We start from the raw sequence: 25,780 nt of genomic DNA on the forward strand, positions 1-25,780 counted from the left end.
ATGCCCGCCGAGAACCGTCGCAAGGGGACGAACGCGCACTCCTGCCCGTCCACATCCGTGAATGGCCCATTGAGGGACTCTAAGTCCCTCAATGGGCCATTCACGGACTACGGGAGCCGGGCTTCGGCGGCGGCCCAGTCGGCGCGGCCGGTCGGCTCGTAGCGCTTGAGGGCCTGGGTTTCGCGGACCAGGGCTCGCATCGACGGCAGGTCCGGGAGGTCCTCGCCCAGGGCTCGGGCCTGGACCAGGACGTTGCCCAGCGCGGCCGCTTCGACTGGGCCCGCTAGTACCGGGACGCCGCACGCGTCCGCCGTCAGCTGGCACAGGAGTTCATTGCGGGCTCCCCCGCCGACGATGTGGACCACGTCGAACGAACGGCCGGAGATCGCGGCGGCCGCGCGGAGCGTGCGGCGGTGGGCCAGGGCCAGACTGTCCACAATGCACCGGACGACTTCGGCCGGCCGCGACGGCGAGCGCTGGCCGGTGGCGCGGCAGGCGGCCGCGATGCGGGCGGGCATGTCGCCCGGGGGCAGGAACGCCGGGGCGTCGATGTCGACCACGGCCGCCAGCGCCGGGGCCGCGGCGGCCGCCGCCAGCAGCTCCGGGAGGTCCGTCCGCGACCACGTGCGGAGCGTCTCCGACAGCACCCACAGGCCCATCACGTTGCGCAGGAAGCGGATCGTGCCGTCGACGCCGCCTTCGTTGGTGAAGTTCGCGGCCAGGGCCGCGTCGCCCAGCTCCGGTTCGGGCAGCTCCAACCCGGCCAGCGACCAGGTGCCGCAGGAGATGTACGCGAAGTTGGTCCCGGGTGACGCCGGGACGGCGACCACGGCCGACGCCGTGTCGTGCGAGCCGACCGCGATCACCGGCACGCCGGACAGCTCCCGCGCCGGGCCCACCACCGTGCCGGGGTCGCGCAGCGGTGGCAGCAACCGCGGCGGGATGCCCACCCGCGCGGCCAGGTCGGCGGCCCAGGTCCGCGCGCGGACGTCGTAGAGCTGGGTGGTCGACGCGTTGGTGCGCTCGGCGCCGATCTCGCCGGTCAGCCAGTAGTTCAGCAGGTCCGGAATCAGCAGCATGGTGTGAGCCGCGGTCAGCCGGTCCGGTTCGGACACCAGCTGGTACAGCGTGTTGAACGGCAATTGCTGCAGCCCGGTGACGTCGTACAGCTCCCGGGCGGAGATCGACGCGGCCACCTTCTCGGGCACGCCGTCGGTCCGGGAGTCGCGGTGGTGCACGGGGTTGCCGAGCAGCGCGCCGGAGGCGTCGAGGAGCCCGTAGTCGACGGCCCAGGAGTCGATGCCGATGCCGTCCAGGGCGCCGGCGTCGCGGATCCCGGCGAGGGTCTCCCGGTACAGCCCCAGGACGTCCCAGTACAGCGCCGGCCCCGCGCGGACCCCGCCGTTGGGGAACCGCCGGACCTCCTCCAGGCCGAGGCGGCCCGGTCCCGCGGTCCCGGCCATCACGCGCCCGCTGGACGCGCCGAGGTCGACGGCCGCGACCCGCGTCACGCCCGCACCACGGTCAGCTCCAGGCCGAGCAGGTCCGCCACCGCCGTCAGCTCGGCGACGCGGTGGCCGGTGCCCAGGGCCCAGTGGTGCGCGATGCCGCTGGCCGACCAGGCGTCGGTCCACTCCCCCGGGTCGCACCCGAAGTCGACGCGGGACGTCGTGTTGCCGATCCGCAGCAGCGGCCCGGGCACGACCGTGCCTTCGGACGCGACGAGCGAAAACGTGCCGTCGAGCGCCTGCGCCAGCCCGCAGAGCGTCACCGGCCCCTGCTTGACGTCGAACTCGACCGACACGCCCCAGCCGCGCTTGCCGTGGTAGACGCCGAGGCCGCGCAGCAGCGGCTTGCGGGCGCTGATCCCGAGGTGCGCCGGCCCGTCGTGGCCCATCTCGACCACGTTGTCGTGGAAGTTCAGCGCCTGCAGCTCGGTGAACGAGCCGCCTGCGCCGAGCCGGTCCATCAGCAGCATGGCCAGCGACGTCCGCAGCTCGTACTCGCCGACGGCCGGGATGCCGCGGGCGGTGAGCAGCGAGGCGCCGAGGATGAACCCGGCGCCGACGCGTTCGTGGGTCTCGCCGTCGAGACCGCGGTGGTAGTAGGCCAGGGAGTCGAGCGAGAAGTCCTCGACCAGCCTGTCGAGGGCCACGGAAACCCGTGCGCCCCAGGCGAAGTCTTCGTCCACAACGGACTCGTCCACAGTGAACACGTCGCGGGCCAGGGCGACCCGGTCGGCCGTCTCGCTGTCGGTCACCTTCTCGACCCGCACGCGCAGGTCGTCGATCTCCAGGACCTCGACGTGCCCGCCGAGCTGGCCGGACACCAGTGTCGGGTCGGTCGAGACGTCCATCATGCCCGGGTAGAGGTGCCCGAGCAGGCCGTGGCGGCCGTGGCGGAACGCCGCCCGCACCCCGGCCGCCTTGATCCAGCGCTCGATCCGCGTCCAGGCGCGCGCGTCCTCCAGGTACCCCGACACCGAGCGGAACTCGACGCCGAGCCGCCGGAACGTGTTGGCCATCTCCGGCAGCGGGCAGGCGCCGCAGTAGGCCAGCCACGCGCCGGTGTCGAAGGACTCGTGGTCCATCGCCTCGGTGGGCTGCAGGTTCAGCAGCAGCACCGGCGCGCCGGACCGCTGGGCGACCGGCGCCAGCATGCTGGACGTCAGGTAGGTCGTGAGGAAGCCGATGATCAGGTCGCAGCCGGCGACCCGCAGCTTCTCCGCGGCCGCCGCGCCCTCCTGGGCGTCGGACACGAACCCGACGTCGACGACCTCGCAGTCCATTCCGGACAGTCGTTCGGCGACCCGCCGGGCGGACGCCTGCAGCTGCGGCAGCAGTTTCGGGAACTGCGGCCAGTACGCGCCGAGCCCGCCCGCGACGAGCCCGACGCGGGTCTTGCGCGGCGTGATGCGGTCGAGGGACATCGATTCTCTTTCAGCCGGAATCAACGCAGGAACGCCGCGGCCACCCCGGCGTCCACCGGTACGTGCAGGCCGGTGGTGTGGGTGAGGTCGCCGCCGGTGAGGGCGAACACCGCCGCCGCGACGTGCTCGGGCAGCACTTCGCGCTTGAGGATGGTGCGCTGAGCGTAGAACTCGCCGAGCTTCGCCTCCTCGACGCCGTACACCGCGGCGCGTTGCGCGCCCCAGCCGCCGGCGAAGATGCCGGAGCCCTGGACGACGCCGTCCGGGTTGACGCCGTTGACGCGGATGCCGTAGGCGCCGAGCTCGGCGGCCAGGAGGCGGACCTGGTGGGCCTGGTCGGCCTTGGCCGCACCGTAGGCGACGTTGTTCGGGCCCGCGAACACGGCGTTCTTCGACGAGATGTAGACGATGTCGCCGCCGTTGTCCTGGTCGATCATCGCCTTCGCCGCGGCGCGCGCGACGAGGAACGAGCCCTTGGCCATGACGTCGTGCTGCAGATCCCAGTCGCGTTCGGTGGTCTCCAGCAGCGGCTTGGAGATGGACAGCCCGGCGTTGTTGACGACCAGGTCGATCCCGCCGAACGCCAGTACGGTCGCGTCGACCGCGGCCTGCACGGCGTCGGCGTCGGTGACGTCCGCGGTGACCGCGAGGCCGCCGATCTCCGACGCCACCTCTTCGGCCGCCGAGGTGTTCACGTCGGCGATCGCGACGCACGCGCCCTCGGCGGCGAGCCGCAGCGCGATGGCCTTGCCGATGCCCGAACCGGCGCCGGTCACCAGCGCGATCCGCCCGGCGAGGGGCTTGGGCTTCGGCATCCGCTGGAGCTTGGCCTCTTCGAGAGCCCAGTACTCGATCCGGAACTTCTCGCTCTCGGCGATCGGGGCGTACGTCGAGACGGATTCCGCGCCACGCATGACGTTGATCGCGTTGACGTAGAACTCCCCCGCCACCCGCGCGGTCTGCTTGTCCTTGCCGAACGAGAACATCCCGACACCGGGCACCAGCACGATCGCCGGGTCGGCGCCGCGCATCGCGGGCGAGTCCGGGGTCGCGTGCCGCTCGTAGTAGGCGCGGTATTCGTCGCGGTACTCCGCGTGCAGTTCCTTCAGCCGCGCGCCGACGTCCTCCAGGGGCGCCGAGCTGGGCAGGTCGACGACCAGCGGCCGGACCTTGGTACGGAGGAAGTGGTCCGGGCAGGACGTCCCGAGCGCGGCGAGGGGTGCGAGCTTCTCGCGCGCCAGGAACTCGAGGACGGCGTCGCTGTCGGTGTAGTGCCCGACGACGCGCTGGTCGGTCGACGCGAGCCCGCGGACCACCGGGGCCAACGCGGCCGCCCGAGCCCGGCGTTCGACCGACGGCAGCGCTTCGAAGCCGGGGACGACGGGACCGAACGGCTCGGCGGAACCGCGTGCGGCCAGGAACTCCTCGGCCGTGCGGATGATGTCGAGGGAGTTGCGCTGGCACTCTTCCGAGGTCGCGCCCCACGCCGTGATGCCGTGGCCGCCGAGGATGACACCGATGGCCTGGGGGTTGGCCGCCTTCACCGCGGCGATGTCCAGGCCGAGCTGGAAGCCGGGACGCCGCCAGTCGACCCACGCGACGCGGTCGCCGAAGCACTCCTTGGTGAGCGCGGCGCCGTCGGCCGCGGTGGCCAGGGCGATGCCGGAGTCCGGGTGCAGGTGGTCGACGTGCGGGGCCTCGACGAGGCCGTGCATCGCGGTGTCGATCGAGGGGGCCGCGCCGCCCCGGCCGTGCAGGCAGTAGTCGAACGCGGCGACCATCTCGTCTTCGCGCTCGACGCCCGGGTAGACGTCCACCAGCGACCGCAGCCGGTCCAGCCGCAGGACCGCGAGCCCGGACTCCTTGAGCGTCCCGAGGTCGCCGCCGGAGCCCTTGACCCACAGCACCTCGGTCGGCGCGCCGGTGACCGGATCGGTGACGTCGCCCTTGGCGGAGGTGTTGCCGCCGGCGTAGTTGGTGTTCCGCGGGTCGGCGCCGAGCGCGTTGCTGCGCGCTACCAAGTCCTCCGGCACGGTCATGCTCATGCTCCCCATCCGGCCTGCGTGCCACCGGCCCGCTCGGCCACGATCTTGTCCTGGTACCCGCTGCGGTGGTAGGCCGCGACCGGGTCCGGGTCGAGCCCGGCGTCCTCGCGCAGCTCGGCCAGCAGCGGCCGGACGTCGGTGTTGTAGGCGTCCATCAGCACGGCGTTCGCGCCGAGCACGTCACCCGCCTGCTGGGCGGCGCGCAGGTCGTCGCGGTCGACGAGCAGCGCCTTGGCCGTCGCCTCCTGGACGTTGAGCACCGAGCGGATGATCGCCGGGATCTTGGCCTCGATGTTGTGGCACTGGTCGAGCATGAACGCGATGCCGTAGGCCGGGTCGAGGGCGTCGCCGCGGACGATCTCGTACATGATCCGGAACAGCTGGAACGGGTCGGCCGCGCCGGCCATCAGGTCGTCGTCGGCGTAGAAGCGGGAGTTGAAGTCGAACGCGCCGAGCTTCCCGGCGCGCAGCAGGAACGCCACGATGAACTCGATGTTCGTGCCGGGCGCGTGGTGGCCGGTGTCGATGCAGACCGTGGCCTTCTCGCCCAGCTCCATGCAGTGCGCGTAGGACGTGCCCCAGTCGGGGACGTCGGTGGCGTAGAACGCGGGCTCGAACAGCTTGTACTCCAGCAGGATCCGCTGGTCGTCGCCGAGCCGGTCGTACGTCTCCTTGAGGGCCGCGGCGAGGCGGTCCTGGCGGTCGCGGATGTCGTCCTGGCCCGGGTAGTTGATGCCGTCGGAGAACCACAGCTTCAGGTCGCGGGAGCCCGTGGCGTCCATGATGGAGATCGCCTCGAGCAGGTGGTCGGTCGCCTTGCGGCGGATCCCGGCCTCGGGGTTGGTCACCGAGCCGAGCTTGTAGTCCTCGTCCTGGAAGACGTTGGTGTTGATGGCGCCGATCTCGACGCCGAGGTCGCGCGCGTACGCGGTGAGGGCGCCGTAGTCGTCGACGCGGTCCCACGGGATGTGCAGCGCCACGCTCGGCGCGATGCCGGTGAACCGGTGCACGGTCGCGGCGTCGGCGATCTTCTCTTCGGCCGTGCGCGGGACGCCGGGCTGCGGGAACACCTTGAAGCGGGTGCCCGAGTTGGCGTATGCCCACGACGGCGTCTCGATGCGCTGCGCCCGCAGGGCCTGTTTCACGGCCGTCATGTCGCGCAAGACGATCACTGTCCTTCCCGGACGGAGGGGGTTTCGAGGTGGAAGACCTCGGGGAGCAGCCGGAATCCCTCGTCGGGTGGGCCGCCGTCGAGGCCGGTGAAGAACTCCGCCATCGCCGCCTGCCAGCGGGTGTTGACCTCGGTGCGGGCCATCGCGGCCTGCGCGGCGGCGAGGTCGTCGGCTTCGACGTAGCCGATGAGCAGGCCGTCCTCGCGCAGGAAGAGCGAGTAGTTGCGCCAGCCCGTGTCGTGCAGGGCCTGGCGCATCTCCGGCCACACCGCGCGGTGCCGTTCGGCGTACTCGGCCGCGCGGTCCGGCTTCACCTGCAGGCAGAAGCAGTAACGGGGCATTCTTTGTCCTTTGTGGACCCCGCGGCCGGGCCGGGCGGCGATCGGCCCGGCCGCGGGAGCTTCTCAGAAGTTGAACTTGTCGATGTTGTTCGCGTCGAAGGTCGTCGGCGGGCCGAGGACGATCTCACCGCTCGCGCCGATGGTGTACTCACCGAGCTTGCCGGCCTTGAACTTCTGGCCCTCGGCGCCGGTGATCTGGCCGGAGCTGAGCGCGACGCCGGCGTACGCGGCGAGGTAGCCGATGTCGGCCGGGTTCCACAGCGCGAACTGCTTCACGGTGCCGTCCTTGACGAACGCGCGCATCTGGTTCGGCGTGCCGAGCCCGGTCACCGCGACCTTGTTCTTGTAGCTCGACGAGCTGACGTAGCGCGCGGCGGCCGCGATACCCACGGTGGTCGGCGAGACGATCACCTTGAGGTTCGGGAACGACTGCAGCAGGCCCTGGGCCTCCTGGAACGACTTCTGGTCGTCGTCGTTGCCGTAGGCGATCTTGTCCAGCTTCAGGCCCGCGTAGTCCGGCTTGGCGAGCTCCTTCTTGAGGACCTCGATCCAGGCGTTCTGGTTGGTGGCGTTCGGCGTCGCGGACAGGACCGCGATCTCGCCGGAGCCGCCGGAGAGGTCCTTGGCCTGCTTGGCCAGCGCCTCGCCGATGCCCTGGGTGGTGGCCTGGTTGATGAAGACGTCGCGGCAGTCCTTGGCGGCGTCGGAGTCGAAGGCGACGACCTTGATGCCGGCGCTGCGAGCCTGGTTGAGCGACGGGCAGACCGCGTTCGGGTCGTTCGCGGCGATGCCGATCACGTTCTGCTGCTGCTGGATCAGCGTGTTGATGTAGCTGACCTGCGACGACGCGCTCGCGTCGTTCGGGCCGACCAGCTTGTACTCGCCCTTCAGCTCGTCGAGCGCGGTCTTGCCGCCACTGACCTCGATGTCGCTGTAGGGGTTGTTGAGCTGCTTGGGGAGGAACGCCATCTTGACGCCCTCCTTGGCCGCAGCGTTCGGGTTCGCCGCCGCCGTGGACTGCTGGGCACCGGCATCGGTGCTGTCGTTCTTCGTCGTGCCGCTGCAGGCGGCCAGCACGAGCACCAGCCCGGCCGACACTGCGCCGGTGATGAACCGTCGGGACATCTTCGTCACCTTTCTGGGGATACCGCGCCGGAAGCTGTGGCCCGGTTCCGCCGCCGGAGCGCCGTTCGGGCCGAGGACACGATGTTGGGGAGCAGGACCGACACGATCAGGAGGACGCCGGTCACGATGTTGAGCGCTTCGTTCGAGACGTCCTGCAGGCGCAGGGCGTTCTGCAGGGAGGCCAGCAGCACCACGCCGGCGAGGACGCCGGGCAGGGTGCCCTTGCCGCCGAAGATGGACACGCCGCCCAGCAGGACCGCGGCCACGACGGCGAGTTCGAGGCCGAAGCCGTTGTCCGCGCGGGCGCTGGAGTAGCGCAGCGTCCACAGCACCCCGGCGACGCCGGCGACCGCGCCGCTGACGACGTAGAGCCAGAACTTCAGCCGTCCGGTGCGGATCCCGGCGAACCGCGCGGCCTGCTCGCCCGCGCCGGCCGCGAAGACGCTGCGGCCGATCGGCGTCGCGTGCAGCACGAGGCCGAACAGCGCCGCCACCACGATCAGCGGGATCAGGACGTTCGGGATCGGGCCGTCGCCGATGGTCCCGGTGACCCAGCTCGTGTAGTCGCGCGGGAAGTCGGCCACGGCGCCGTCACCGAGGACGACGAACGCCAGGCCGCGGTACAGCGCGAGCGTGCCGATCGTGACGGCGAGGGCGGGCAGTTTCAGGACGGTGACGAAGAAGCCGTTCACCGCGCCGAGGACCGCGCCGAGCACGATGCACAGCGGGATGATCATCTCGATCGAGAGGCCCGCGTCCCACAGCGAGCCCATCACCGCGGACGTCAGCCCGAGCGTGCTCGCCACCGAGAGGTCGATCTCGCCGGTGACGATGATGAACGTCATCGGCAGCGCGATCAGCGCGATCGGCAGCAGGTCGAGCAGCAGGAAGGTGAAGTTGCGGCTGGTGCCGAAGTTCTCGACGGCGCCGGAGGCCACCAGCACCACGACGACCGTCACGAGCACGACCGCGGCGTCCCAGCTGAGCAGCCTGCCGAACCGGTTCCCGGTGTCAGACATGGGAATCCCTCTTCTTCAGTGCTTTGGCGACCCGGACGGCGACCAGCCGGTCGGCGCCGATCGCGAGCAGGATCAGCGCGCCGACGATCGCCTGCTGCCAGAACTGATTGATGTCGAGCACGGCCAGGGCGCTGCCGATGACCGTGAGCAGGAGCGCGCCGAGACCGGCACCCCAGACCGAGCCGCTGCCGCCGAACACCGCGACCCCGCCGACGACGGCCGCGGCGACGACGTTCAGCTCGTAGCCGGTGCCCGCCGCCGCGTCGACGGTGCCGAAGCGCGCGGCGAACAGAACCCCGGCCAGGCCGGCGAGCGCGCCGCTGACCAGGAACGCGGCGCTGGTGTTGCGGCCGACCTTGATGCCCGCGAGCTGGGCCGCCTGCGGGCTGGAGCCCATGGCGTACAGCTCGCGGCCGGCGCGGTAGCTGCGCAGCACGATCCCGGCGAGCACCAGCACGACCAGCGCGATCAGCACCAGCCACGGGATCCCGAGGATCGACGCCGTGCCGAAGTCCAGGAAGGACTGCGGCAGCTTGTCGGCGTTGATCTGCTGGCCGCCGGCCCAGAAGAAGCTGACCCCGCGGAAGGCGTAGAGCGTGCCGAGGGTGACGACCAGCGCCGGCACCTGGCCGAACCGGACGAGCACGCCGTTGAGCAGGCCGCAGACCGCGCCGACGACGATCCCGGCGAGCACCGCGACGATCACCGGCAGGCCGGGGTTGTCGCGCATCAGCGAGCCGACGGCGAACGCCGAGAGCCCGAGCACGGACCCGACCGACAGGTCGATGTTGCGGGTGATGATCACCACCGCCTGCCCGACGGCCAGCACCGCGAGGATCGCCGTGCCGAGCAGGATGTCGCGGATGCTCTGCCCGGACAGGAACCGGGAGTTCTGCGTCGCGGTGAACACGACCAGCACGATCAGGGCCAGCACGATCCCGGACTCGCGGGCCTTGAAGACGTTCGCGGTCCACGACTGGCGGTCCCCGGTCACCGGTCCGCGAGGCGGTGCGGCCACCTTGGTCGCGTTCACGCGGCGGCCCCCTGTCCCATCGCGGCGAACATGACCGAGTCTTCGGTGGCTTCGGCGCGCGGGAGCTCGGCGACGATCCGCCCCTCCCGCATCACCAGCACGCGGTCGGCCATGCCCAGCACCTCCGGCAGTTCGGACGACACCATGACGACGGCGACGCCTTCGGCCGCGAGCGACGACATCAGCCGGTGCACCTCGGCCTTCGTGCCGACGTCGATGCCGCGGGTCGGTTCGTCCACGATCAGCACCTTCGGCGCCATCGCGAGCCACTTGGCCAGCACGACCTTCTGCTGGTTGCCGCCGGACAGCGTGCCGACGGGGTCGCCGAGGCGGCGGTACTTGGTGCGCAGCCGCTCGGTCCAGTGCCGCGCCTCCTGCCGTTCGCTCCCGCCGCCGAGGAACCCGAAGTTCGCGAGCGCGCCGGAGCGCGGCAGCGTCACGTTGCGCTCGATCGAGAGGTCCATGATCAGGCCCTGCTGGCGCCGGTCCTCGGGGACCAGCGCCATCCCGGCGTTCATCGCCGCGCGCGACGAGTGCGCCTTGAGCTTCTTCCCGTTCACCCGCACGACTCCGGCGTCGCGTTCGTCCACCCCGAACACGGCCTGCACGACCTCGGAGCGGCCGGACCCGACGAGCCCGGCGAACGCGACGATCTCGCCGGCGCGCACGGAGAAGGAGATGTCGCGGAAGACGCCTTCCCGGGCCAGGCCTTCGACTTCGAGGACCACGGCGCCGGGTTCGACGTCCTGCTTGGGGAACAGCGCGTCGAGGTCACGCCCGACCATGCGGTGGACCATCTCGTCGACGGTGAGGTCGGCGACGAGGTCGGTGGAGACGTGCTTGCCGTCGCGCATGATCGTGACGCGCTGGCAGAGCTCGGTGATCTCCTCGAAGCGGTGCGAGATGAACATGATCGCCGCACCTTCCTCGCGCAGTGTGCGCGCGACCGTGAACAGCCGCTCGACCTCGACGCGGCTGAGCGCGGCGGTCGGCTCGTCCATGATCAGCACGCGGGCGTCCGCGCTGAGCGCCTTGGCGATCTCGACGATCTGCTGGTCGGCGATCGACAGCCCGCGGGCCGGGCGGGCCGGGTCGATCCGGACGCCGAGCCGCGTGAACAGCCGGTCGGCTTCGGCGCGGATCGCGGCCCGGTCGATGCGGCCGAGGCTCTTGCGCGGGTGGCGGCCCATGACGATGTTCTCCGCGACCGAAAGGTCGGGGAACAGCGTGGGTTCCTGGTAGATCACCGCGATGCCGGCGGCCTTGGCGTCGGCCGGGGAGCCGAACGTGACCGGTTCGCCGTCGAGCAGCAGCGTGCCGTCATCGGGCTTGTGCACGCCGGCCAGCATCTTGACGATCGTCGACTTGCCGGCGCCGTTCTCCCCGACCAGCGCGTGGGCCTCTCCGGCGTGCAGGGGGAACGACACTCCGGCGACCGCCGCGACGGCGCCGAACGACTTGCTCACGCCGCGCACCTCCAGCAGAGGGGCTCGGCCCGGGTCCTGCCGCGTCATCGCGACCTCCGGTTCGAAGGGCTATTGAAAGGTTTCACAAACCTGGCGCGGTGACGCTACTATGCAGCCGAAGAACAAGTCAATGCATCCACCGAACCGTGGCCAAACGTCTTCGGGACCACGTAGTTGGTGGCGATGTTACGTTTCAACGGTGCGTGCTCAGGAGGGGGTCAGATGACGGTCCAGGAGTCCGGCGCCGAGCCGAGGGCGGCGGGCATGAAGGACGTCGCCGCGGCCGCGGGCGTCTCCCTCGGCACGGTGTCCAACGTGCTGAACCGGCCCGACCGCGTCAGCCCCGCCACGCGCGCGAAGGTCGAGGCCGCGATGGCCGAACTCCGCTTCGTGCGCAACGAATCCGCGCGGCAGCTCCGGGCGGGCCGCAGCCGCGTGCTGGCCTACGTGATGCTCGACGGCAGCAACCCGTTCTTCACCGACGTCGCGGCCGGCATGGAAGACGCCGCCGACGAGAGCGACCTTTCCCTGTTCCTCTGCAACAGCGCGCACCAGCCGTCCCGGGAAGAGGCCTACCTCGGCCGCCTCGAACAGCAGCGCGTGCAGGGCATCCTCATCACGCCGGTCGACCCGGACGCGCCGCTGCTGCGGGAGATCGCCCGGCGCGGGACGCCGGTGGTCGTCGTGGACCGCACGCCGGACGGCACCGAGCACTGTTCCGTCGCGGTGGACGACGTCTACGGCGGCGAGATCGCCGTCCGGCACCTGATCGAGCAGGGCCACGAGCGGATCGCGTTCATCGGCAACCACACGACGGTCGGCCAGGTGCGCGACCGGCGTCAGGGCGCGTTGCGCGCGCTGGCCGCCGCCGGTCTGGCCCCGGACCGCCTGGTCGACCTCACGACAACGGCGCTGACGGTCGCCGACGGCCGCGGCGCCGGCGAGCGCCTGGCGGGCCTGCCGGCGGCGATCCGTCCGACCGCCGCGTTCTGCGCCAACGACCTGGTCGCCCTCGGCCTGCTGCAGACGTGCGCCACCCTGCGCATGCGCGTCCCGGAGGACCTGGCGATAGTCGGCTACGACGACATCGAGTTCGCCGCGGCGGCCGCGGTCCCGCTCACCTCGGTCCGCCAGCCCCGCCACCGCCTCGGCCGCACCGCCGCGGAGCTGCTGCTGGCCGAAACCACCGAAACCGCCCACGAGCACCGGCAGGTCGTCTTCACCCCGGAACTGGTGGTGCGCACCTCGACCCTGCGCTGACCTGGCCCCCGTAATGGCGTGTTGATCAGGTGCGATGCCACAGTGGGTCCGGTGGGGACACACTGGAGCCGACGAGCCGCGGTGCTCGCCCGGGCACGGAGGTCGGCATGGCGGACGAACGGCGGCTCTCGCGGCGCGGATTCCTCGCCGCGAGCGGGGCCGCGCTCGGCGCCGCCGTCGTGGGGGCCACCGTCGCCGGGTCCGCCGGGATGGGGGAACCGGACCCGGATGCCGTGCGGCTGGGCGATTTCTGGCTGTTCGGGCGGTACGAGGACGGCTGTGCCGACGCCGACTTCGACGAAGAAGACCTTTCGCCCGTGCAGCTCCCCCACTGCGTGACGCCGTTGTCGTGGACCGGCTGGGACCCGGCGTCGTGGCAGGACCGGTGGATCTACCGCAAGCACTTCACGGTGTCCCCGGCGATGGCGTCGGAACGCGTCCGGGCCCGGTTCGACGGCGTCATGACCAACGCGGCCGTCTACCTCAATGGCACGCTCGTCACCTCCCACAACGGCGGCTACCTGCCCTTCGAAGTGGAACTGCCGCAGGTCACGGCGGGCGACAACATCCTCGCCGTGGTGGTCGACGGACGGTGGCAGCTCGACGTCCCGCCCAACCTGCCGCGGATGGCCGGTCCGTCGGTGATCGACTTCTACCAGCCGGCCGGGATCTACCGCCCGGCCACGATCGGCACGGTGCCGCGCACCCGGCTGACCGACGTCTTCGCCTGCCCGGCCGACGTCCTCACGCCGGCCCGATCGCTGCGCCTGACCTGCGAACTGGACACGACGGCCGCGATCACCGAACCGCTGCAGCTCACGGCGTCGGTGAGCCAGGCCGGGCGCGAGCTGGCCCAGGCCGCGACGACCGTCGGGCCGCTGCCGGTCGGCACGAAGACCGTCACGTTCGAGGTGGGCGGGCTCGGCGCGGTCCGGCTGTGGGACGTCGCGGACCCCGCGCTGTGCGACGTCACGGTGAGCGTGCGCTCCGGACCGCGGCGGCTCGACCAGCGCGTGGTGCGCGTCGGGTTCCGCGAAGCCAAGTTCACCCCGGACGGCTTCTTCCTCAACGGCAGCCGGCTCAAGCTCTTCGGCCTCAACCGCCACCAGTGGTACCCGTTCGCCGGCGGCGCGATGCCCGACCGCGTCCAGCGGCGCGACGCCGAGATCCTGCGCCGCGAGCTGAACTGCACGATGGTCCGCTGCTCGCACTACCCGCAGTCGAGCGCGTTCCTCGACGCCTGCGACGAGCTGGGCCTGCTGGTGTGGGAGGAGATCCCGGGCTGGGGCCGCGTCGGCGACGCCGCCTGGCAGCAGCAGAACCTGCGTGACGTCTCGGCGATGGTCGTCCGGGACCGCAACCACCCGAGCGTCGTCGTCTGGGGCACCCGCGTCAACGAGGCCGCCGGGACGACCGAGATGTACCTGAAGACCGGCAAGCTCGCGAAGCAGCTGGACCCGTCGCGCCCGACCAGCGGGGCGCTGGCCAGCACCACCGGTGCGCGGCTGGCGCTGCCGCCGGGCACCGACGAGCAGGTCTTGGCCTACAACGACTACACCGCGCACCGCGGCGCGCCGTTCCAGCTCAAGGCGCCGCGCCCCGGTGTGCCGTACCTGGTGACGGAGTCGATCGGCACGCTCGCCGGCGTCCGCGCTTACCGCCGGACCGACCCGAACGCGACCCAGCAGCTGCAGGCCGAGCTGCACGCGAAGGCTCACGACCTGGCCGCGGCCGACGACCACTACAGCGGGCTGCTGGCCTGGTGCGCGTTCGACTACCCGTCGGGCTGGCAGCGCTCGATGGGCGGCTCGAAGTTCGCCGGGGTGTCCGACATCTTCCGGATCCCGAAGCCGGCCGCGGCGTTCTACGCCGCGCAGGGCGACCCGCGGGTGCGCGCGGTCGTCGAGGCCGGGTTCGCGTGGGACAACGGGACGCCGCTGCCGGGGCCGGGCGCGACGATCTGGTCGAACTGCGACCGCCTGGAGCTGTTCCTCGGCGGCCGGCACGCGGGCACGGCCCGCAGCCGCCGCGCGGACTTCCCGCACCTGGCGCACCCGCCGTTCGCGGTGGACTTCCCGCTGACCCGGGCCGAGCTGCGGATCGACGGCTACCTGGGTGACCGCCTGGTCGTGACCCGGCGCTACAGCGGCGACCGGAGCCGGGACGTGCTGAGCTGCGTCCCGGACGACACGGACCTGCGGTCCGACGGCGCCGACGCGACCCGCGTCGTCGTCGCGGTGACGGACCGCTACGGCACCCTGCGCGCGTCGGCGGGCGGCAAGGTGACGCTGGCGCTGACGGGCCCGGCCGAGCTGGTCGGCGACACCACGCTCGACCTCGCCGCGACCGGCGGCGCGGCGGCGGTGTGGCTGCGCCCGTTCGCGGGACCGGCGGGAACGCTCACGCTGACGGCCCGCCACGACACGCTGGGCACCACGACGGCCACGGTGACGACCCGCGCCCCGGGCCCGGCCCCCACCGCCGCGACCCGACCGTGACGGCCCGCGGGTCAGGCCTCGCCGGTGAGCACGGTGGCGAGGACGGCCACCTGGCTCAGCGGCAACGTCGGGCTCGCCGTCAGCAGCGTCAGGGGGCCGCCCGCCGCGAGGTCCACCAGCCTCGCCAGGGCCGCCAGCCGGTCCGGCTCGCGCAGTTCCGCGCGGTAGCGCCGCGCGAACTCGGGGAAGCGGTCCGGGTCGTGGCCGTACCAGGTGCGCAGCTCGTCCGAGGGCGCCAGCTGGCGGTACCAGCCGTCCAGCTCGACCGCCTGGGACGCGCCCCGGGGCCAGAGCCGTTCCACGAGCACACGGGTACCGTCGGCGGGCCCGGCCGGGTCGGTCAGGCGCGCCACGCGGACCGGCGTGGGGTGCATGCGCGCATTCTGCGTCTCGCCCGCCCGCTCCGCCACTCCGGACGCCACCGCCCGAGACCTGGGAGAACGCCGTGCGCAACCGCGTGACGCCGACCGGCGGGATCGTCGACGTCCCCCTGCGCGGCGCGTGGACCGGCAACCGCGGGGTGCTGCACGAGGGCCACGACATCGTCCGCTTCCACGCCGGTGACCTGTGGATCACCTGCGTGCTCGAGTTCCGCGGCCGGTGGCGCGAGCAGTGGCTGCCGGGCCGCTACACGCACCTGTACTTCCACGACGAGGCCGTCTCGTTCGCCGCCGGGCACCGGCCGTGCGGCGAGTGCCGCCGCAGCGACTACACCGCCTACCGCGACGCCTGGGGCGGCGAGCCGTCCGCGACGGCGATGAACCGGCAGCTGCACCGCGAACGCCTCCACCGCGGCACCCACCGCCGCCGGCTGCACGAGCTGAGCTGGGCCGGCCTGCCGGACGGCGTGTTCGTCCTCGGCGGCGACCACCCGGAACTCGTCCTCGGCGACCACCTCACGGAGTGGACGACCACGGGGTACGGCACCCGGCGGCCGCGTCCCACCACCGGCACGGCCCAAGTCCTCACTCCCCCGGCGACGATCGCCGTGCTGCGCGCCGGCTACCCCGTGCAGATCGACGACACCGCGCGCTGAACCGAGGCTTGCGGGCCGGTCCGTCCCGACCGAGACTGCCGGGATGGACCAGGTCACCGCCGCCCTCGTCGACCGCGCCCGGCAGCACGCGCTGGGCGATCTCCTCCGCCGCACCGCGCTGCGGCTGCCGGACAAGCTCGCCGTCGTCTCCGGGGACACGCGGCTCACCTTCGCCGAGTTCGAAGCCGCCGCCAACCGCTGCGCCCACGCCCTCGCCGCGCGCGGCCTCCGCAAGGGCGACCGGCTCGCGCTGCTGAGCCACAACTGCTGGCAGTACGGCGTGCTGGCCTTCGCCACCGCGAAACTCGGCGTGCTCCTGGTCCCGGTCAACTTCATGCTCGGCGCCGACGAGGTCGCCTACATCCTCCGCCACGCCGAAGCCGCCGCTTTCGTCACCGAGGACGCCCTCGAAGCGACCGCCGCCGAGGCCCTCGAACTGTCGGGGTTGAAAGACGTCGTCCGCGGCCGCATCGGCCCCGGCGGCGGCTGGGAAGACGTCGGCACGTGGCTGTCCGAAGGAGACGATCGGGCCCCGGACGTCGTCGTCGCCGACGATGACCCGCTGCGGCTGATGTACACCTCCGGCACCGAGTCACGGCCGAAGGGCGTGCTGCTGTCGAGCCGGTCCCTGATCGCGCAGTACGTCTCGTGCGTGAAGCACCACTAGTAACAATCTAGCGCTGCCCTCCTGAGTCACAGGAGCGTAGCCATGCTCATCAGTGAAGCGAACGACACCAACCGCGCCCTGCGGTCCCTCCTCGACCTGCGGAAGGGCGCCGAGCCCGGCCCTGACACCGAAGTGCGAGAGGCCGTCGAGCGGCTGGCCGCCCGCGTGAACAAGGCCCTGCACGCGGGCATCACGCCCCAGGACATCGCGGCTGGTTGGGACGCCAGGTGACGCCGGGACCTGTAACAGCTACGCCGCTCCGTACGAGTCAAGCCACCAGCACGACACCCCGAGGAGTCCGCCATGGCCAGACCCACCCGTCTCTCGATGATCGTCGGCGTGATCGCGATCGCCGCCTGCGCGGCGGTGGCCGTCTTGCTCCCCGGGAAGCCGGAGGTGGCCGGCTTCGCCATCGCGTCCCCGCATCCGGTCTTCCCCACCGAGCACGTCTACAACCGGCAGGACCTCGCCGGATACCTCGCGTCCGACGCCGCCGCGACCATGCTGGCGCGCGGCTACACGGACGTGCTGTACGCCACCGACTCGTCCCGAGTGCCCAGCGACAAGGGATGCACGCCCGGCGAAACCGTCGGCGTGTACGGCGTCGACTCGTCTGGTGTCGTCTACCTCCAGACGTTCATGGACTTGGAGGAGTGGCAGCAGCCGACGCAGTACGACCTGACGGTCAGCGCGCGGCTGGCCAGGTGCGCCCGCTGACCCGGGTCCTCGCCATCAGGACGGCGCTGCCCCGGCGAGAAGGTCGCGAGCAGCGTCGCCCTCCACCGCGACCTCCCAGAACATGTCCGTGAGCTTGTTGAACACCTCGACCTCGTCGGGATCGTCCACCACAATCTCGGCCGTGGCCGACTCCATCAACACGATGTCGTCGATCACCCACCAGTTGTGCAGCAACGGGTACGGCAGCTTGATGCCGCTCGGGATGATGCCGACGCGAACGCCCGGCGTGCCGATCGTCGCGATCAGGCGGTGCTTCTGGCCGCGCATCACCTCCGGCGGCGCGATCGGGTTGAGCAACGCGGCTTCGGAGAACAGCAGCTCGATCTCGCGGCCGGGCTCGAACAGGATCTGTTGCCGCTTCATCCGGGCACGCACGGCATCGGTGAGGTCGTGACCGCCGCCGTGCAGGTTGGCGTGCGCGGTCAGCGCGCACATCGCGTACTCGGCTGTCTGGACCAGACCGGGAACGGCACCGATCTCGAACGCGCGGATCAGGCGGGCATTGCCCTCGCGCGTCACCGATTCCTCTTGCCGCGCACGATGACCGGTCCGGACCTTGTCCTTCCACGTGACGTAGGCGTCGAGGACGGCGGCGAGCATGGCTCGCACTTCGTCCGCGACATCGGCCGTCGCACCGACTGCGGCAAGCCAGGTCTCGATGTCCTCGACGCTCGCGGTCTGGCGACCGTTCTCGATCTTCGACACCTTCGGCGCGTTCCAGCCGAGCAAGCGAGCGAAGTCTTTGCCCTGCTCGTACCCGGCGGCCACGCGTAACTCACGCAGGCGCTCGCCGAGCGCCTCGCGCCGCCTCTCGAAGCTGTTAGGCACTCACCCTCGCTACGTCATCACGAACTCCCGGAACGGGACCGCAGCATCCCACACGCGTTCGCGAATTTCGAGAAACTGCGTCACCTGATCAGGTGTCGTCACCGCGTCGGCGTACTGGAAGCCCTCGCGCTCGTCGAAGTGCATGACGGTGACCAGCCGATCGTCGAAGAGCCAGAAGTCAGTTCCCGGCAGCGGACCCAGCTCGGCGGCGCGAGCGGCCGAGAGGACGCGAACGTCCTCCCCGGCGGCCTCGTTGTGCGGAGTGACGGCCAGCTCGAACCGCAGGTAGTCCGTGATCGGGTCGGTCACCACCCGGACCCGGCTGTAGCGCCTCCCGGCATCAGTGCCCCTGCGCACGTCATCGAGCCATGTGCGCAAGTAGGTCAGGTCCGGCTCGTCGCCAGCGAGATGCTGACGAAGCGCCTGCTGCTCGTACGGCTCGTGGTACGTGCCCTGGCACTCGAACCGGAACGCGGTGCGCTCGAAGTCGTGCAGAGCACGCGCCCACTGGTCGCCGGAGAGGCGAACAGTCATCACGAGCCCTGGACCGGCAGAAACTTGAGCAGGCCGGCGGGGATCTCGACGGCGGTCTCCCCCTCGGGCAGACCACGCTCGTGCAGCTGCGCCAGCGCGGTCGGGTCGGTGATCTTGTAGCCCTGGATCACGTACGTGCCGCGATCGGTGGCGTACGCGTTCGGGCACTGGCCGCCGGTGCTGGTGGTGCCCAGGAAGGTCAGGTTCAGGGGCTCTTCGTGGTCGGACATAACGCCTCCTAGCAGGTGGTTTCGCGAAGAACGATCATGCCAGGCAAGGCGACATGCCTAATTGGTCCAATCGCGTGCATCTCCGCGTGATTTCGCGAAATCGCTCTCATAATGTCGCGAAATCGTGGCACCCTGCTCAAGCGTGACTCACCAGCCCGCGATGCCGGGCAGCACCGGATGGAGGGGCGATGACCGAAGACGCAAGCCTTGTACTTCGCCCTCCTGGGGACCGGCGTGCACGCGGTCCACAACGCTCGTTGGTGCACCGGTGACCGCGCTCGACGACCGGCCTCGCGCGATGGCGCCGGGCGACTGGTGGGAGTGGCACGGGTTCGTCGACGGCCTCGCCCACCTGTACCCGCACGCGCAGCTCTCCCTGGACTGGCCGCCGCTGGTGTACCCGGCGTGCGAGCAACGCCGCCCGGGACCGCTGGGCCACGACCGGCCGAGCATCACCCGGCGCCCGGTCGGGCCTCGCACGCACCCGCCGTGCCCCGCCTGCCTCAACACGACCAGCCCCACGGAGGTGCCCCGTGCCCGCTGAGCCGTACTACGTCCGCGACGTGGCTGAGCTGGCGCAGAAGCCCGCACGAGCGCCTCGGCGACAAATGCGACCTGACCACCTGGAAGGCCGCCGTGCGCGATGCCTGCGAACAGCTCGACGTGGTCGAGCAGGTCATCACGATCCCCCGCAAGGACCTGACGATCGTGTTCAACGCCGAGCAGGTGCCGAACGCCGAGGAGATCCAGGCGTCGGTGAGCCGAATCGAGCTTGATCGGTGGATCGAGCGGGAGCTGCGTCCCGAGCTGCCGGTGCGGGTAGCTCGGGGCGAGTAAGGCCCCGGTCGGCGCGTCTGCCCGCCCTCCCCCTCAGGGCGGCGCGCCGACTGGGTTCCAACGCCGCCGCGTCAGGCCGTGTGCTCCGGCCCGGAACTCGGTCCGACGAGAACAGCCGCACTTCCGATCTCCCGGCCGCCGCGCTGCCCTCTATCGGCGCGGCGGCCGGGTTCCACCTGCCCACTCACCGAACCAGAGGACGGCCGATGCCGCGCAACCCCGCTGGACCAGGACCGACGAGGCCGGGGCCGGGCAAGGACAGGCCCGTCAGCCCCACCCGCGACAACCCTGCCCCGCAGCCCCGTCCCGTCCAACCGCCGCCCCCGAGGCGCTAGGAGAAGCCCATGCCCAGGAGTCCAAGAGCACGCCGCCGCGACCCGCGCAGCTGCCTCTCCGGAGGTCAGGCCGGGAATGTGGCCTTCGGCTCGGCGGGGAGCCACCCGCCGCAGCAGCCGACCGGACCGACCCGACCGGGCGGCAACTACCGGTCGAGCGTGTTCCGCTGGCCGCCGGAGCCGCCCGTGCAAGGCGACGAGAGTTAGGATCGAGCCATGCGATCGACCCGGGAAATGCGCAGGCTGGCGGCGGTGCTGCTCGCGGGAGCTGACGAAGCCCACTTCTCCAGCGAAGACCTGCGAGGCGCTGCGGATCTGCACGGCAGCCGGTTGAACTCGCTGCTGACGCCGTTGCTCGAACGCGGCTGGCTCGCCGACGGATGGGACGAGTCCTCGACCGCCGAAGCCAAGCGCTACTACGTGCTCACCGAAGTTGGTCGGCGCGAGCTGGCCAAGCCGCAGTAGTTCAGGCCCGCAGCGGGCGGGCCAGCTCGCCGAAGTCCCGGTGGTGCGACATCGAGCCGCGCCAGCCGATCGTGAGCAGCTCCGGGTCGGGGGTTGAGGGCTTCTCGTGGTCGAGCAGCCAGCCCGGGACCTGGTTCGGCAGGACGTGGATCTCCGCCGTCGGGTTGATCTCGCGGGCATGCTCGGCGAGCCGGTCGGTGGTCACCGTGACCACGTCGGCCACGGCCATGTTCTCCCGGTAGCGGCGCACGGTCTCGACGCCGTAGAACCGCGCGGCGTGGCGGTTGCTCGGGTCCACATCGGTCAGCAGGCCGTCGCTCTCGAAGACGAGCCGCGTGTGGCCGGCGCGGGCGAGCTTCTGCCAGGTGATCGACGGGCCTTCGAGGCAGATCCGCTGCCCCACGATCACGTCGCACTCGCCGTTCTTCACCTCGTTCGGGACCACGCGGCCGTCGGCCATCACGTCGTGCCCACGCTTGGCCAACTCGGCGCCGGGCAACAAGCACCTGTAGTAGCCACAACCCGCGTAGTCGGCGAGCCAGTAGAAGATGTTCACGTCGCCACCTCCCCCGCAGCGCGGCAGCAGCCTCAGCGCGCCGCGCAGTCGTAGGTCTCACCGCGCGTGATACTGCTGCGATGCGATTCGGCAAAGTGGACGTCCGGTACCTCGGCGGCGTGACCTTGCTCGCCTCGATCCTGCTGGTCACCTTCAGCGCCGTGACCCGTCGTGGCACCGACTGGTGGGCCGCGTGGGGCCAGTGGATCGGCGGGATTGGATCGATCGCGGCCGCAGTTGCGGCGCTGTGGATCGCCCACCGAGGTTGGGTCCTGGCAACGACAGAGGCGCGCGAGCGCGACGCCGCTAAGTTCGCGATGTGGGTAACCTCTGACGGCAGCCTCATCCCCGTCGTGATGCTGGTTAACACCACCGCGTTGCCGGTCTACGACGTCGTAACCCAAACGCGAGTATCGACGATGAGTTTCACATTCCGACTCGGCACCGTGTCACCGACGTTGAGAACTGGGGACGAGATCCGTCGTCTCGGAGAGCGACTTGCCCTCCCCATTCGATCCAATATTTTCGAGCGGATCGGCCAGGATGGCTATTACGAAACCAACGAAGGCGGAGCCACGACCGTCAGCCGTGCCGCAAAGTCGGAGACACTCGACGTCATTCGTCAGATCGAACTCAGCGTCACTTTCCGACAGGGCAAGCACCGCTGGCGCGCCGACCACGACGGCACGCTGACTCAACTCTGAGCCAACTCACCCGATCACGCCAGCAGCCGCGAGCACGGCGACGACGAAGGCCGCCACGGACAGTGCGACGAACACCAAGCGGACGCCGTCGTGCCGAGCCAGCCCGGACCCGGCGAAGAGCGTCAGGCCCGTCGCTATCGCGATGGAGTACGTCATGACGGATCTCCTCCCCGCGCGTCGCCGACGGGCCCCACGGCTCGCCCCGGCTAACGTGCCCACATGTCATTGATGATGTCGGCCATCACGTCGGTGATCGCCGAGGCGCCCAAGAGCACGGACTGGATGTCAGGCTGGTCGGCAGTCATCTCCACAGCGCTCGCGGTTGGCGCCCTGATCGCCGCGATCGTCGCCGCCGTCGCCACTGTCAGGACCAACAAGATGCAATCCGAGCAGCTGAGGCAGCTCGGCGAGGATCGACAGACCGAACTGGCCGGAAAGTTCGGCGTCTGGCTCGACCTCGCCTTCAACGACCAAGCCGTCGTGATGTATCACAACTCCGGGCATCTCCCGGCATTTGACGTGAATATCTATTTCCGCGCCCCCAGCAAACAAGCTAAATTCAGAATCGGACTCGGGAATGTGAGCCCAACGCAGTCGCCCTCCAAACAGTTGCGAGCCAGCAATGAACTTTCCGAGTTCCTGACCGTCATTCTGGATCGCGAATTTGACGAACCCATCACCAAGACGGACCCTACGACCGGCCTGCCTCACTTTTCGCCGACCGCGCACCAGCTTTTCTCGGAGCTACTTCGCGAAACCGAGATCACGATGGTTTTCACCGACGCGAACGGAAAGACCTGGCAGCGCAAGCCGAAAGGCGGCCTGATGCTGACCGGGTCTGCAGAGGACTGAGGCCACTCCGACCTCACTCATCGGCCACCAGCTCCCACTCGGCAGCCTCCTGCCGCTCGCGCGCCTGCTGGATCAAGTTGTCCAGCTCGGCCGGCCTCTGCACGGTCGGGGCCGCGTTCAGGTTCGCCTCGGTCGGGGCATCGGCGCCCGCGAGCTTCGCCAGGCGCTCGTCGATCTTCACGAGGCGGTCGACGGCACGCAGCACGGGATCATCGTCCAAGACGGGCTCACCGTGCCCGGGAGCGATAACGGCTCGCGCCTCGCCATCCTCGCCGTACTCGATCACCGGCTGCCCTCGCGGATGACGCGGCCGTGCAAGATCGTCACTTGCTCGCGCTCCAGCACGGTGAGGACAGCCTGGCGGGCGTCGTTCAGGCGCTCGATCAGCACCTGGCGCCATTGGTCGGCCGAGGGCAGCACACGCTCGTCGGACTCCAGCTGCACGAGCTGGCGGACCTTCTCATGACTGACGCGCGTGCCCTCGGCCGTCATGACCCGGGCGGCCTCGCGGAGGCTCTTGCCTCGCAGCACCAGCTCGAAGGCACGCTGCTGCATCTCGGCCTGCTCGGCGGGGTTCGCGCGCGACTCGTTACGGGCGGCCATCGTCAACCTCCCGTGTGTCCAGTAGCAGTTGGAGCCCAGCCAGCGATAGATCACCTATGCGTGCATTGGCAGTCGTCGCCGGACTGATTACCGCCCTGGGCATGGCGGTCGTGATCGTCTGGGGTGTCGACCAGAACAAGCAAGACCCCTGGTGGGGAGCGTGGGGCCAGTGGGTCGGGGCGGTCGGTTCGATCGCCGCAGCGGCCGTAGCTGTCGCCATCGCCTACCTCGGATGGAAGAAGTCGGACGAGCAGTCGGCCAAGCAAGAACATCGGCTCCAGGAGCTCACCGAGCAGGATCAGGCCAGCAAGGTGGCCGTGTGGCTCGTAGACGGCCGCCCAATGAACCTGGTCGTCATGTACTCCAACGGCTCAGGCTTGCCCGTTCACGATTTTCAGGTCGCGGTACAACTGACAAGCCTCGAACGAGAGACCAAATTCACCAAAGAAGATCTGCGCATAGATACCGAGTTCAGAAGCCTCGGCCCCACCAATGCACCGGAACTCGTTGAATCATTCAACGAGAAGATCGATCGTCGCATCGACGAAATCTTGACGGAGCTCCACGGCGCAGAGCCCTTCCATCCAGACACAAGACAAGAAGCGATTAGCGACTTTGTCCAGCTAACTAGCCACGCGAGGATCATCGCAGCCTTTAGAGACAATGCGAATCGTTACTGGGTCAGATTCCCAAGTGGACGACTTCGACAAGTCAGCGAACAAATGGGAACAACGTTTGCTACACTCTTCGGAATGGAAGAGAATCTGGAGACATTCACCAGATACGAGCTTCTGCTAGAGAGTCGCCCATCAACCAAAAATAAGCCGTCACCGCAGCAAGGCGAGTAAGCGGTTCGCTCATCAAACACCAGGGCGGCACAGCTCCGCCTGCGCATGTGATGATACGCACTCGACAGGGCCCTGTCAACTGCCGTCGGACGATAGACGGTTACGCGACCTCTGCGGCCTGGCGGTCGATCAGCCCGAGCACATCAGCCAAGCAATAGCACCCGGCGTCGTCGGGAGCGATCCAGCCGCGCCAGCGCCACGTCCGCACCCGCCCGACTGTCACCGGCGAACCCCATCCCCGGGTCTCACGCTCGATCTCGACCGGTTTCAGCCACGTGTTCTCGCAGTACTCGACGGCGGCACGCACCGCATCAGCGCGGCTCAACCACTCCCCACAGGCGCCGCACTCACCGGCCACGCGATCGAAGGCACACAAGACAGCCTCACCGCACTCAGGGTAGGCGCCGAGTGACACCTTCGAAGGGCGCTCGATGAATTCAAGAGCCGCTGGTTCCAGCTCGGCGTACGCACCGGGGCCGGCCACGGCCAAGAGGTCGCGCAGCTCCATCGCGTCGAGGTCGATCGGCGGCATCGAACCGAAGCCGCTCTTCGTGCCGATCGCACCCGGCTTCCGGGTGACCGCCTGACGGGCAACGACGTGATCGAGAAGTTCCACGAGATCGAGCATGCCGACGCCTCCCTGACCGAACGCGAGACACAGACCTTGATCCAGAATAACCGGCGCATGACGTTTGACGGTTACCTGACCGATGACGGAACCGCGCCGATCTGGATTCGGCGCGGCTCCGTCGTGGATGGTCAGCCGTCGAGCGTGCGCCGGACGGCCTGCGCTTCGTGGTCCCGCCGAGCCAGCGCGCGGTGGAAGTAGACGAGCTGCACCCCGACGAAGAGCACAGCCAGGCCGAGGACGATCAGCACGGGGTGACCTCCCCAGCGAACGCCTCTTCGATCACCTCGACCAGCTCGACGAAGGTCATGACGGCCTCCAGGGTCTCTACGGTCACGAGCGGCTCCCCGCCGGCCACCCGCTCGACGATGGGCCTGAAGCGCCCCAGGACGGCCGCGACGGGGATCGTCGGTACGAAGTTCTCGCCGGACCCTCTCGGCGGTCTTGCCGGGCATCTCGTGGGCCAGCACGTCGTTTGCCGTGCGTGGGTACATCTCGCCTTCGGTGCCGGGGCCGTCGATGAAAGGATCGCTCCGCAGGGCCTCGACCCACCGGCGAGCGAGTCCCGGCGTGAGCCGCAGCGGCGCCAGCGGGAGCGGACCTTCGTCGATGCGCGCCAGCTCGCGGTACCGAGCCCAGTCCCCCGCCTGTGCGGCCAGGCTCGCCGCCCGGTGATCGATCCGCTCGCCCCGGCCGACACCAGCCATGCTGTTCCCCCGGCGCTTATTCTCCGTCGGGGTGACCGCTTCGAGATGCGCGACACAGATCCTCACTCGACACGTGTGATCGAGTTCGTGCCCGGCCGGGATCATCCCGCCGTTCAGCTTGAAGTGCGCCCGGTGGGCTGCCTGCTCGCCGTTGACACGTCCGGGCAGGGCTCCGTACCCGGCCGGGGTGACCGCGCCGAGCCAGATCTGGCACGGTGTCGGCTGCCCGGTCCACTCCATCGGCGTGTCGTCGATCCTGATGTGCGTCTGCCAGTTGATCATGATTCCTCCTCGGGGCAACTATGTGCCCTCAAAACTTCGAAG

The 25,780-nt window shown here is 70.1% G+C and carries 31 protein-coding genes; 12 read left to right on the forward strand and 19 right to left on the reverse strand.

All coding sequences use genetic code 11. The annotated features are described in order from the left end of the window. Positions 1-107: 107 nt before the first annotated feature. The 9 genes from ACLJQZ_RS16660 to ACLJQZ_RS16700 all read right to left on the reverse strand — a co-directional run bounded on the left by ACLJQZ_RS16660 (position 108) and on the right by ACLJQZ_RS16700 (position 11,178). Entirely contained in the window at positions 108-1,463 is a 1,356-nt protein-coding gene (locus ACLJQZ_RS16660; RefSeq protein ID WP_410621188.1) for a rhamnulokinase, read from the reverse strand. A 44-nt stretch (positions 1,464-1,507) separates the two neighbouring features. Next, positions 1,508-2,929: an arabinose isomerase gene (locus ACLJQZ_RS16665; RefSeq protein WP_410620887.1), complete on the reverse strand. Its 1,422-nt coding sequence runs from the start codon at positions 2,927-2,929 to the stop codon at positions 1,508-1,510. A 20-nt stretch (positions 2,930-2,949) separates the two neighbouring features. Further along, positions 2,950-4,968, reverse strand: a complete 2,019-nt coding sequence (locus ACLJQZ_RS16670; RefSeq protein WP_410620888.1) for a bifunctional aldolase/short-chain dehydrogenase — start codon at positions 4,966-4,968, stop codon at positions 2,950-2,952. 2 nt (positions 4,969-4,970) lie between these two features. Next, positions 4,971-6,128 carry an L-rhamnose isomerase gene (rhaI, locus tag ACLJQZ_RS16675; protein ID WP_410621189.1) on the reverse strand — a complete coding sequence of 386 codons (1,158 nt, stop codon included), beginning with the start codon at positions 6,126-6,128 and terminating at the stop codon, positions 4,971-4,973. A gap of 14 nt (positions 6,129-6,142) precedes the next feature. After that, entirely contained in the window at positions 6,143-6,487 is a 345-nt protein-coding gene (locus tag ACLJQZ_RS16680) for an L-rhamnose mutarotase (RefSeq protein ID WP_410620889.1), read from the reverse strand. 63 nt (positions 6,488-6,550) lie between these two features. After that, complete coding sequence (gene rhaS, locus ACLJQZ_RS16685) at positions 6,551-7,612, reverse strand: rhamnose ABC transporter substrate-binding protein (RefSeq protein WP_410620890.1); 1,062 nt, start codon at positions 7,610-7,612, stop codon at positions 6,551-6,553. A 5-nt stretch (positions 7,613-7,617) separates the two neighbouring features. Continuing rightward, positions 7,618-8,631 (reverse strand): ABC transporter permease, encoded by a 1,014-nt coding sequence (locus ACLJQZ_RS16690; protein WP_410620891.1) that lies wholly within the window; start codon positions 8,629-8,631, stop codon positions 7,618-7,620. Beyond that, positions 8,624-9,664, reverse strand: a complete 1,041-nt coding sequence (locus tag ACLJQZ_RS16695; RefSeq protein ID WP_410620892.1) for an ABC transporter permease — start codon at positions 9,662-9,664, stop codon at positions 8,624-8,626. The genes ACLJQZ_RS16690 and ACLJQZ_RS16695 overlap by 8 nt, the downstream gene beginning before the upstream one ends. Beyond that, complete coding sequence (locus ACLJQZ_RS16700) at positions 9,661-11,178, reverse strand: sugar ABC transporter ATP-binding protein (protein WP_410620893.1); 1,518 nt, start codon at positions 11,176-11,178, stop codon at positions 9,661-9,663. The genes ACLJQZ_RS16695 and ACLJQZ_RS16700 overlap by 4 nt, the downstream gene beginning before the upstream one ends. A gap of 174 nt (positions 11,179-11,352) precedes the next feature. On the opposite strand from ACLJQZ_RS16700, the gene ACLJQZ_RS16705 reads away from it, so the two are divergent. Further along, positions 11,353-12,390: a LacI family DNA-binding transcriptional regulator gene (locus ACLJQZ_RS16705; protein WP_410620894.1), complete on the forward strand. Its 1,038-nt coding sequence runs from the start codon at positions 11,353-11,355 to the stop codon at positions 12,388-12,390. A 107-nt stretch (positions 12,391-12,497) separates the two neighbouring features. Continuing rightward, on the forward strand, positions 12,498-14,888 hold the full coding sequence (locus ACLJQZ_RS16710) for a glycoside hydrolase family 2 TIM barrel-domain containing protein (RefSeq protein WP_410620895.1): 2,391 nt from the start codon (positions 12,498-12,500) through the stop codon (positions 14,886-14,888). An 11-nt stretch (positions 14,889-14,899) separates the two neighbouring features. Here ACLJQZ_RS16710 and ACLJQZ_RS16715 read toward each other — a convergent pair whose 3' ends face one another. Next, a complete protein-coding gene (locus ACLJQZ_RS16715) occupies positions 14,900-15,262 on the reverse strand; it encodes a DUF488 domain-containing protein (RefSeq protein WP_410620896.1) in 363 nt (120 codons plus the stop codon). A gap of 71 nt (positions 15,263-15,333) precedes the next feature. Here ACLJQZ_RS16715 and ACLJQZ_RS16720 point away from each other — a divergent pair, with 71 nt between their 5' ends. The 4 genes from ACLJQZ_RS16720 to ACLJQZ_RS16735 all read left to right on the forward strand — a co-directional run bounded on the left by ACLJQZ_RS16720 (position 15,334) and on the right by ACLJQZ_RS16735 (position 17,308). After that, entirely contained in the window at positions 15,334-15,924 is a 591-nt protein-coding gene (locus tag ACLJQZ_RS16720; protein WP_410620897.1) for a hypothetical protein, read from the forward strand. A 43-nt stretch (positions 15,925-15,967) separates the two neighbouring features. After that, the gene (locus ACLJQZ_RS16725) at positions 15,968-16,591 is read left to right on the forward strand and encodes an AMP-binding protein (protein WP_410620898.1); all 624 of its coding nucleotides are present in this window, start codon (positions 15,968-15,970) and stop codon (positions 16,589-16,591) included. 42 nt (positions 16,592-16,633) lie between these two features. Continuing rightward, positions 16,634-16,822 (forward strand): hypothetical protein, encoded by a 189-nt coding sequence (locus ACLJQZ_RS16730; protein ID WP_410620899.1) that lies wholly within the window; start codon positions 16,634-16,636, stop codon positions 16,820-16,822. A gap of 72 nt (positions 16,823-16,894) precedes the next feature. Continuing rightward, positions 16,895-17,308 carry a hypothetical protein gene (locus ACLJQZ_RS16735; RefSeq protein ID WP_410620900.1) on the forward strand — a complete coding sequence of 138 codons (414 nt, stop codon included), beginning with the start codon at positions 16,895-16,897 and terminating at the stop codon, positions 17,306-17,308. Between the two features lie 15 nt (positions 17,309-17,323). Here ACLJQZ_RS16735 and ACLJQZ_RS16740 read toward each other — a convergent pair whose 3' ends face one another. Genes ACLJQZ_RS16740 through ACLJQZ_RS16750 form a run of 3 tightly spaced genes read right to left on the reverse strand, consistent with a single transcriptional unit; the run spans position 17,324 to position 18,921 of the window. Beyond that, positions 17,324-18,157: a helix-turn-helix domain-containing protein gene (locus tag ACLJQZ_RS16740; RefSeq protein ID WP_410620901.1), complete on the reverse strand. Its 834-nt coding sequence runs from the start codon at positions 18,155-18,157 to the stop codon at positions 17,324-17,326. A gap of 9 nt (positions 18,158-18,166) precedes the next feature. Continuing rightward, complete coding sequence (locus tag ACLJQZ_RS16745) at positions 18,167-18,691, reverse strand: DUF6879 family protein (RefSeq protein ID WP_410620902.1); 525 nt, start codon at positions 18,689-18,691, stop codon at positions 18,167-18,169. Continuing rightward, positions 18,691-18,921 (reverse strand): hypothetical protein, encoded by a 231-nt coding sequence (locus ACLJQZ_RS16750; RefSeq protein ID WP_410620903.1) that lies wholly within the window; start codon positions 18,919-18,921, stop codon positions 18,691-18,693. The genes ACLJQZ_RS16745 and ACLJQZ_RS16750 overlap by 1 nt, the downstream gene beginning before the upstream one ends. A 268-nt stretch (positions 18,922-19,189) precedes the next feature. On the opposite strand from ACLJQZ_RS16750, the gene ACLJQZ_RS16755 reads away from it, so the two are divergent. From ACLJQZ_RS16755 to ACLJQZ_RS16765, 3 genes are all read left to right on the forward strand, one after another. After that, positions 19,190-19,465 carry a hypothetical protein gene (locus ACLJQZ_RS16755; protein WP_410620904.1) on the forward strand — a complete coding sequence of 92 codons (276 nt, stop codon included), beginning with the start codon at positions 19,190-19,192 and terminating at the stop codon, positions 19,463-19,465. Between the two features lie 92 nt (positions 19,466-19,557). Then, positions 19,558-19,758 carry a hypothetical protein gene (locus ACLJQZ_RS16760; RefSeq protein WP_410620905.1) on the forward strand — a complete coding sequence of 67 codons (201 nt, stop codon included), beginning with the start codon at positions 19,558-19,560 and terminating at the stop codon, positions 19,756-19,758. 551 nt (positions 19,759-20,309) lie between these two features. Next, on the forward strand, positions 20,310-20,558 hold the full coding sequence (locus ACLJQZ_RS16765; protein WP_410620906.1) for a helix-turn-helix transcriptional regulator: 249 nt from the start codon (positions 20,310-20,312) through the stop codon (positions 20,556-20,558). Position 20,559: 1 nt separating this feature from the next. Here the strand turns inward: ACLJQZ_RS16765 and ACLJQZ_RS16770 are convergent, their stop codons facing one another. Further along, positions 20,560-21,114, reverse strand: a complete 555-nt coding sequence (locus ACLJQZ_RS16770; RefSeq protein ID WP_410620907.1) for a hypothetical protein — start codon at positions 21,112-21,114, stop codon at positions 20,560-20,562. Between the two features lie 80 nt (positions 21,115-21,194). On the opposite strand from ACLJQZ_RS16770, the gene ACLJQZ_RS16775 reads away from it, so the two are divergent. Further along, positions 21,195-21,818 carry a hypothetical protein gene (locus ACLJQZ_RS16775; protein WP_410620908.1) on the forward strand — a complete coding sequence of 208 codons (624 nt, stop codon included), beginning with the start codon at positions 21,195-21,197 and terminating at the stop codon, positions 21,816-21,818. Between the two features lie 6 nt (positions 21,819-21,824). Here the strand turns inward: ACLJQZ_RS16775 and ACLJQZ_RS16780 are convergent, their stop codons facing one another. Further along, on the reverse strand, positions 21,825-21,974 hold the full coding sequence (locus tag ACLJQZ_RS16780) for a hypothetical protein (protein ID WP_410620909.1): 150 nt from the start codon (positions 21,972-21,974) through the stop codon (positions 21,825-21,827). Positions 21,975-22,037: 63 nt separating this feature from the next. Here ACLJQZ_RS16780 and ACLJQZ_RS16785 point away from each other — a divergent pair, with 63 nt between their 5' ends. Beyond that, a complete protein-coding gene (locus ACLJQZ_RS16785) occupies positions 22,038-22,670 on the forward strand; it encodes a hypothetical protein (RefSeq protein WP_410620910.1) in 633 nt (210 codons plus the stop codon). 13 nt (positions 22,671-22,683) lie between these two features. On the opposite strand, the gene ACLJQZ_RS16790 is transcribed toward ACLJQZ_RS16785, so the two are convergent. Together ACLJQZ_RS16790 and ACLJQZ_RS16795 are read right to left on the reverse strand one after the other, a co-directional pair. After that, on the reverse strand, positions 22,684-22,956 hold the full coding sequence (locus tag ACLJQZ_RS16790) for a hypothetical protein (RefSeq protein WP_410620911.1): 273 nt from the start codon (positions 22,954-22,956) through the stop codon (positions 22,684-22,686). Beyond that, the gene (locus ACLJQZ_RS16795; RefSeq protein WP_410620912.1) at positions 22,953-23,273 is read right to left on the reverse strand and encodes a hypothetical protein; all 321 of its coding nucleotides are present in this window, start codon (positions 23,271-23,273) and stop codon (positions 22,953-22,955) included. The genes ACLJQZ_RS16790 and ACLJQZ_RS16795 overlap by 4 nt, the downstream gene beginning before the upstream one ends. Positions 23,274-23,329: 56 nt before the next feature. On the opposite strand from ACLJQZ_RS16795, the gene ACLJQZ_RS16800 reads away from it, so the two are divergent. Beyond that, a complete protein-coding gene (locus tag ACLJQZ_RS16800; protein ID WP_410620913.1) occupies positions 23,330-24,121 on the forward strand; it encodes a hypothetical protein in 792 nt (263 codons plus the stop codon). A gap of 100 nt (positions 24,122-24,221) precedes the next feature. Here the strand turns inward: ACLJQZ_RS16800 and ACLJQZ_RS16805 are convergent, their stop codons facing one another. Then, positions 24,222-24,749: a hypothetical protein gene (locus tag ACLJQZ_RS16805; protein WP_410620914.1), complete on the reverse strand. Its 528-nt coding sequence runs from the start codon at positions 24,747-24,749 to the stop codon at positions 24,222-24,224. Between the two features lie 131 nt (positions 24,750-24,880). Then, entirely contained in the window at positions 24,881-25,738 is an 858-nt protein-coding gene (locus ACLJQZ_RS16810) for a hypothetical protein (RefSeq protein ID WP_410620915.1), read from the reverse strand. Positions 25,739-25,780 lie beyond the last annotated feature (42 nt).

This window comes from Amycolatopsis sp. cmx-8-4 (assembly GCF_046548675.1).
In the GTDB taxonomy this organism is placed as follows: domain Bacteria; phylum Actinomycetota; class Actinomycetes; order Mycobacteriales; family Pseudonocardiaceae; genus Amycolatopsis.

Coding starts and splice junctions, on each gene's coding strand:
- ACLJQZ_RS16660 (WP_410621188.1), bottom strand. CDS start 1,463: ATGGCCGGGACCGCGGGACCGGGCCGCCTCGGCCTGGAGGAGGTCCGG.
- ACLJQZ_RS16665 (WP_410620887.1), bottom strand. CDS start 2,929: ATGTCCCTCGACCGCATCACGCCGCGCAAGACCCGCGTCGGGCTCGTC.
- ACLJQZ_RS16670 (WP_410620888.1), bottom strand. CDS start 4,968: ATGACCGTGCCGGAGGACTTGGTAGCGCGCAGCAACGCGCTCGGCGCC.
- rhaI (WP_410621189.1), bottom strand. CDS start 6,128: ATGACGGCCGTGAAACAGGCCCTGCGGGCGCAGCGCATCGAGACGCCG.
- ACLJQZ_RS16680 (WP_410620889.1), bottom strand. CDS start 6,487: ATGCCCCGTTACTGCTTCTGCCTGCAGGTGAAGCCGGACCGCGCGGCC.
- rhaS (WP_410620890.1), bottom strand. CDS start 7,612: ATGTCCCGACGGTTCATCACCGGCGCAGTGTCGGCCGGGCTGGTGCTC.
- ACLJQZ_RS16690 (WP_410620891.1), bottom strand. CDS start 8,631: ATGTCTGACACCGGGAACCGGTTCGGCAGGCTGCTCAGCTGGGACGCC.
- ACLJQZ_RS16700 (WP_410620893.1), bottom strand. CDS start 11,178: ATGACGCGGCAGGACCCGGGCCGAGCCCCTCTGCTGGAGGTGCGCGGC.
- ACLJQZ_RS16705 (WP_410620894.1), top strand. CDS start 11,353: ATGACGGTCCAGGAGTCCGGCGCCGAGCCGAGGGCGGCGGGCATGAAG.
- ACLJQZ_RS16710 (WP_410620895.1), top strand. CDS start 12,498: ATGGCGGACGAACGGCGGCTCTCGCGGCGCGGATTCCTCGCCGCGAGC.
- ACLJQZ_RS16715 (WP_410620896.1), bottom strand. CDS start 15,262: ATGCACCCCACGCCGGTCCGCGTGGCGCGCCTGACCGACCCGGCCGGG.
- ACLJQZ_RS16725 (WP_410620898.1), top strand. CDS start 15,968: ATGGACCAGGTCACCGCCGCCCTCGTCGACCGCGCCCGGCAGCACGCG.
- ACLJQZ_RS16730 (WP_410620899.1), top strand. CDS start 16,634: ATGCTCATCAGTGAAGCGAACGACACCAACCGCGCCCTGCGGTCCCTC.
- ACLJQZ_RS16735 (WP_410620900.1), top strand. CDS start 16,895: ATGGCCAGACCCACCCGTCTCTCGATGATCGTCGGCGTGATCGCGATC.
- ACLJQZ_RS16745 (WP_410620902.1), bottom strand. CDS start 18,691: ATGACTGTTCGCCTCTCCGGCGACCAGTGGGCGCGTGCTCTGCACGAC.
- ACLJQZ_RS16750 (WP_410620903.1), bottom strand. CDS start 18,921: ATGTCCGACCACGAAGAGCCCCTGAACCTGACCTTCCTGGGCACCACC.
- ACLJQZ_RS16765 (WP_410620906.1), top strand. CDS start 20,310: ATGCGATCGACCCGGGAAATGCGCAGGCTGGCGGCGGTGCTGCTCGCG.
- ACLJQZ_RS16775 (WP_410620908.1), top strand. CDS start 21,195: ATGCGATTCGGCAAAGTGGACGTCCGGTACCTCGGCGGCGTGACCTTG.
- ACLJQZ_RS16780 (WP_410620909.1), bottom strand. CDS start 21,974: ATGACGTACTCCATCGCGATAGCGACGGGCCTGACGCTCTTCGCCGGG.
- ACLJQZ_RS16785 (WP_410620910.1), top strand. CDS start 22,038: ATGTCATTGATGATGTCGGCCATCACGTCGGTGATCGCCGAGGCGCCC.
- ACLJQZ_RS16795 (WP_410620912.1), bottom strand. CDS start 23,273: ATGGCCGCCCGTAACGAGTCGCGCGCGAACCCCGCCGAGCAGGCCGAG.
- ACLJQZ_RS16800 (WP_410620913.1), top strand. CDS start 23,330: ATGCGTGCATTGGCAGTCGTCGCCGGACTGATTACCGCCCTGGGCATG.
- ACLJQZ_RS16805 (WP_410620914.1), bottom strand. CDS start 24,749: ATGCTCGATCTCGTGGAACTTCTCGATCACGTCGTTGCCCGTCAGGCG.
- ACLJQZ_RS16810 (WP_410620915.1), bottom strand. CDS start 25,738: ATGATCAACTGGCAGACGCACATCAGGATCGACGACACGCCGATGGAG.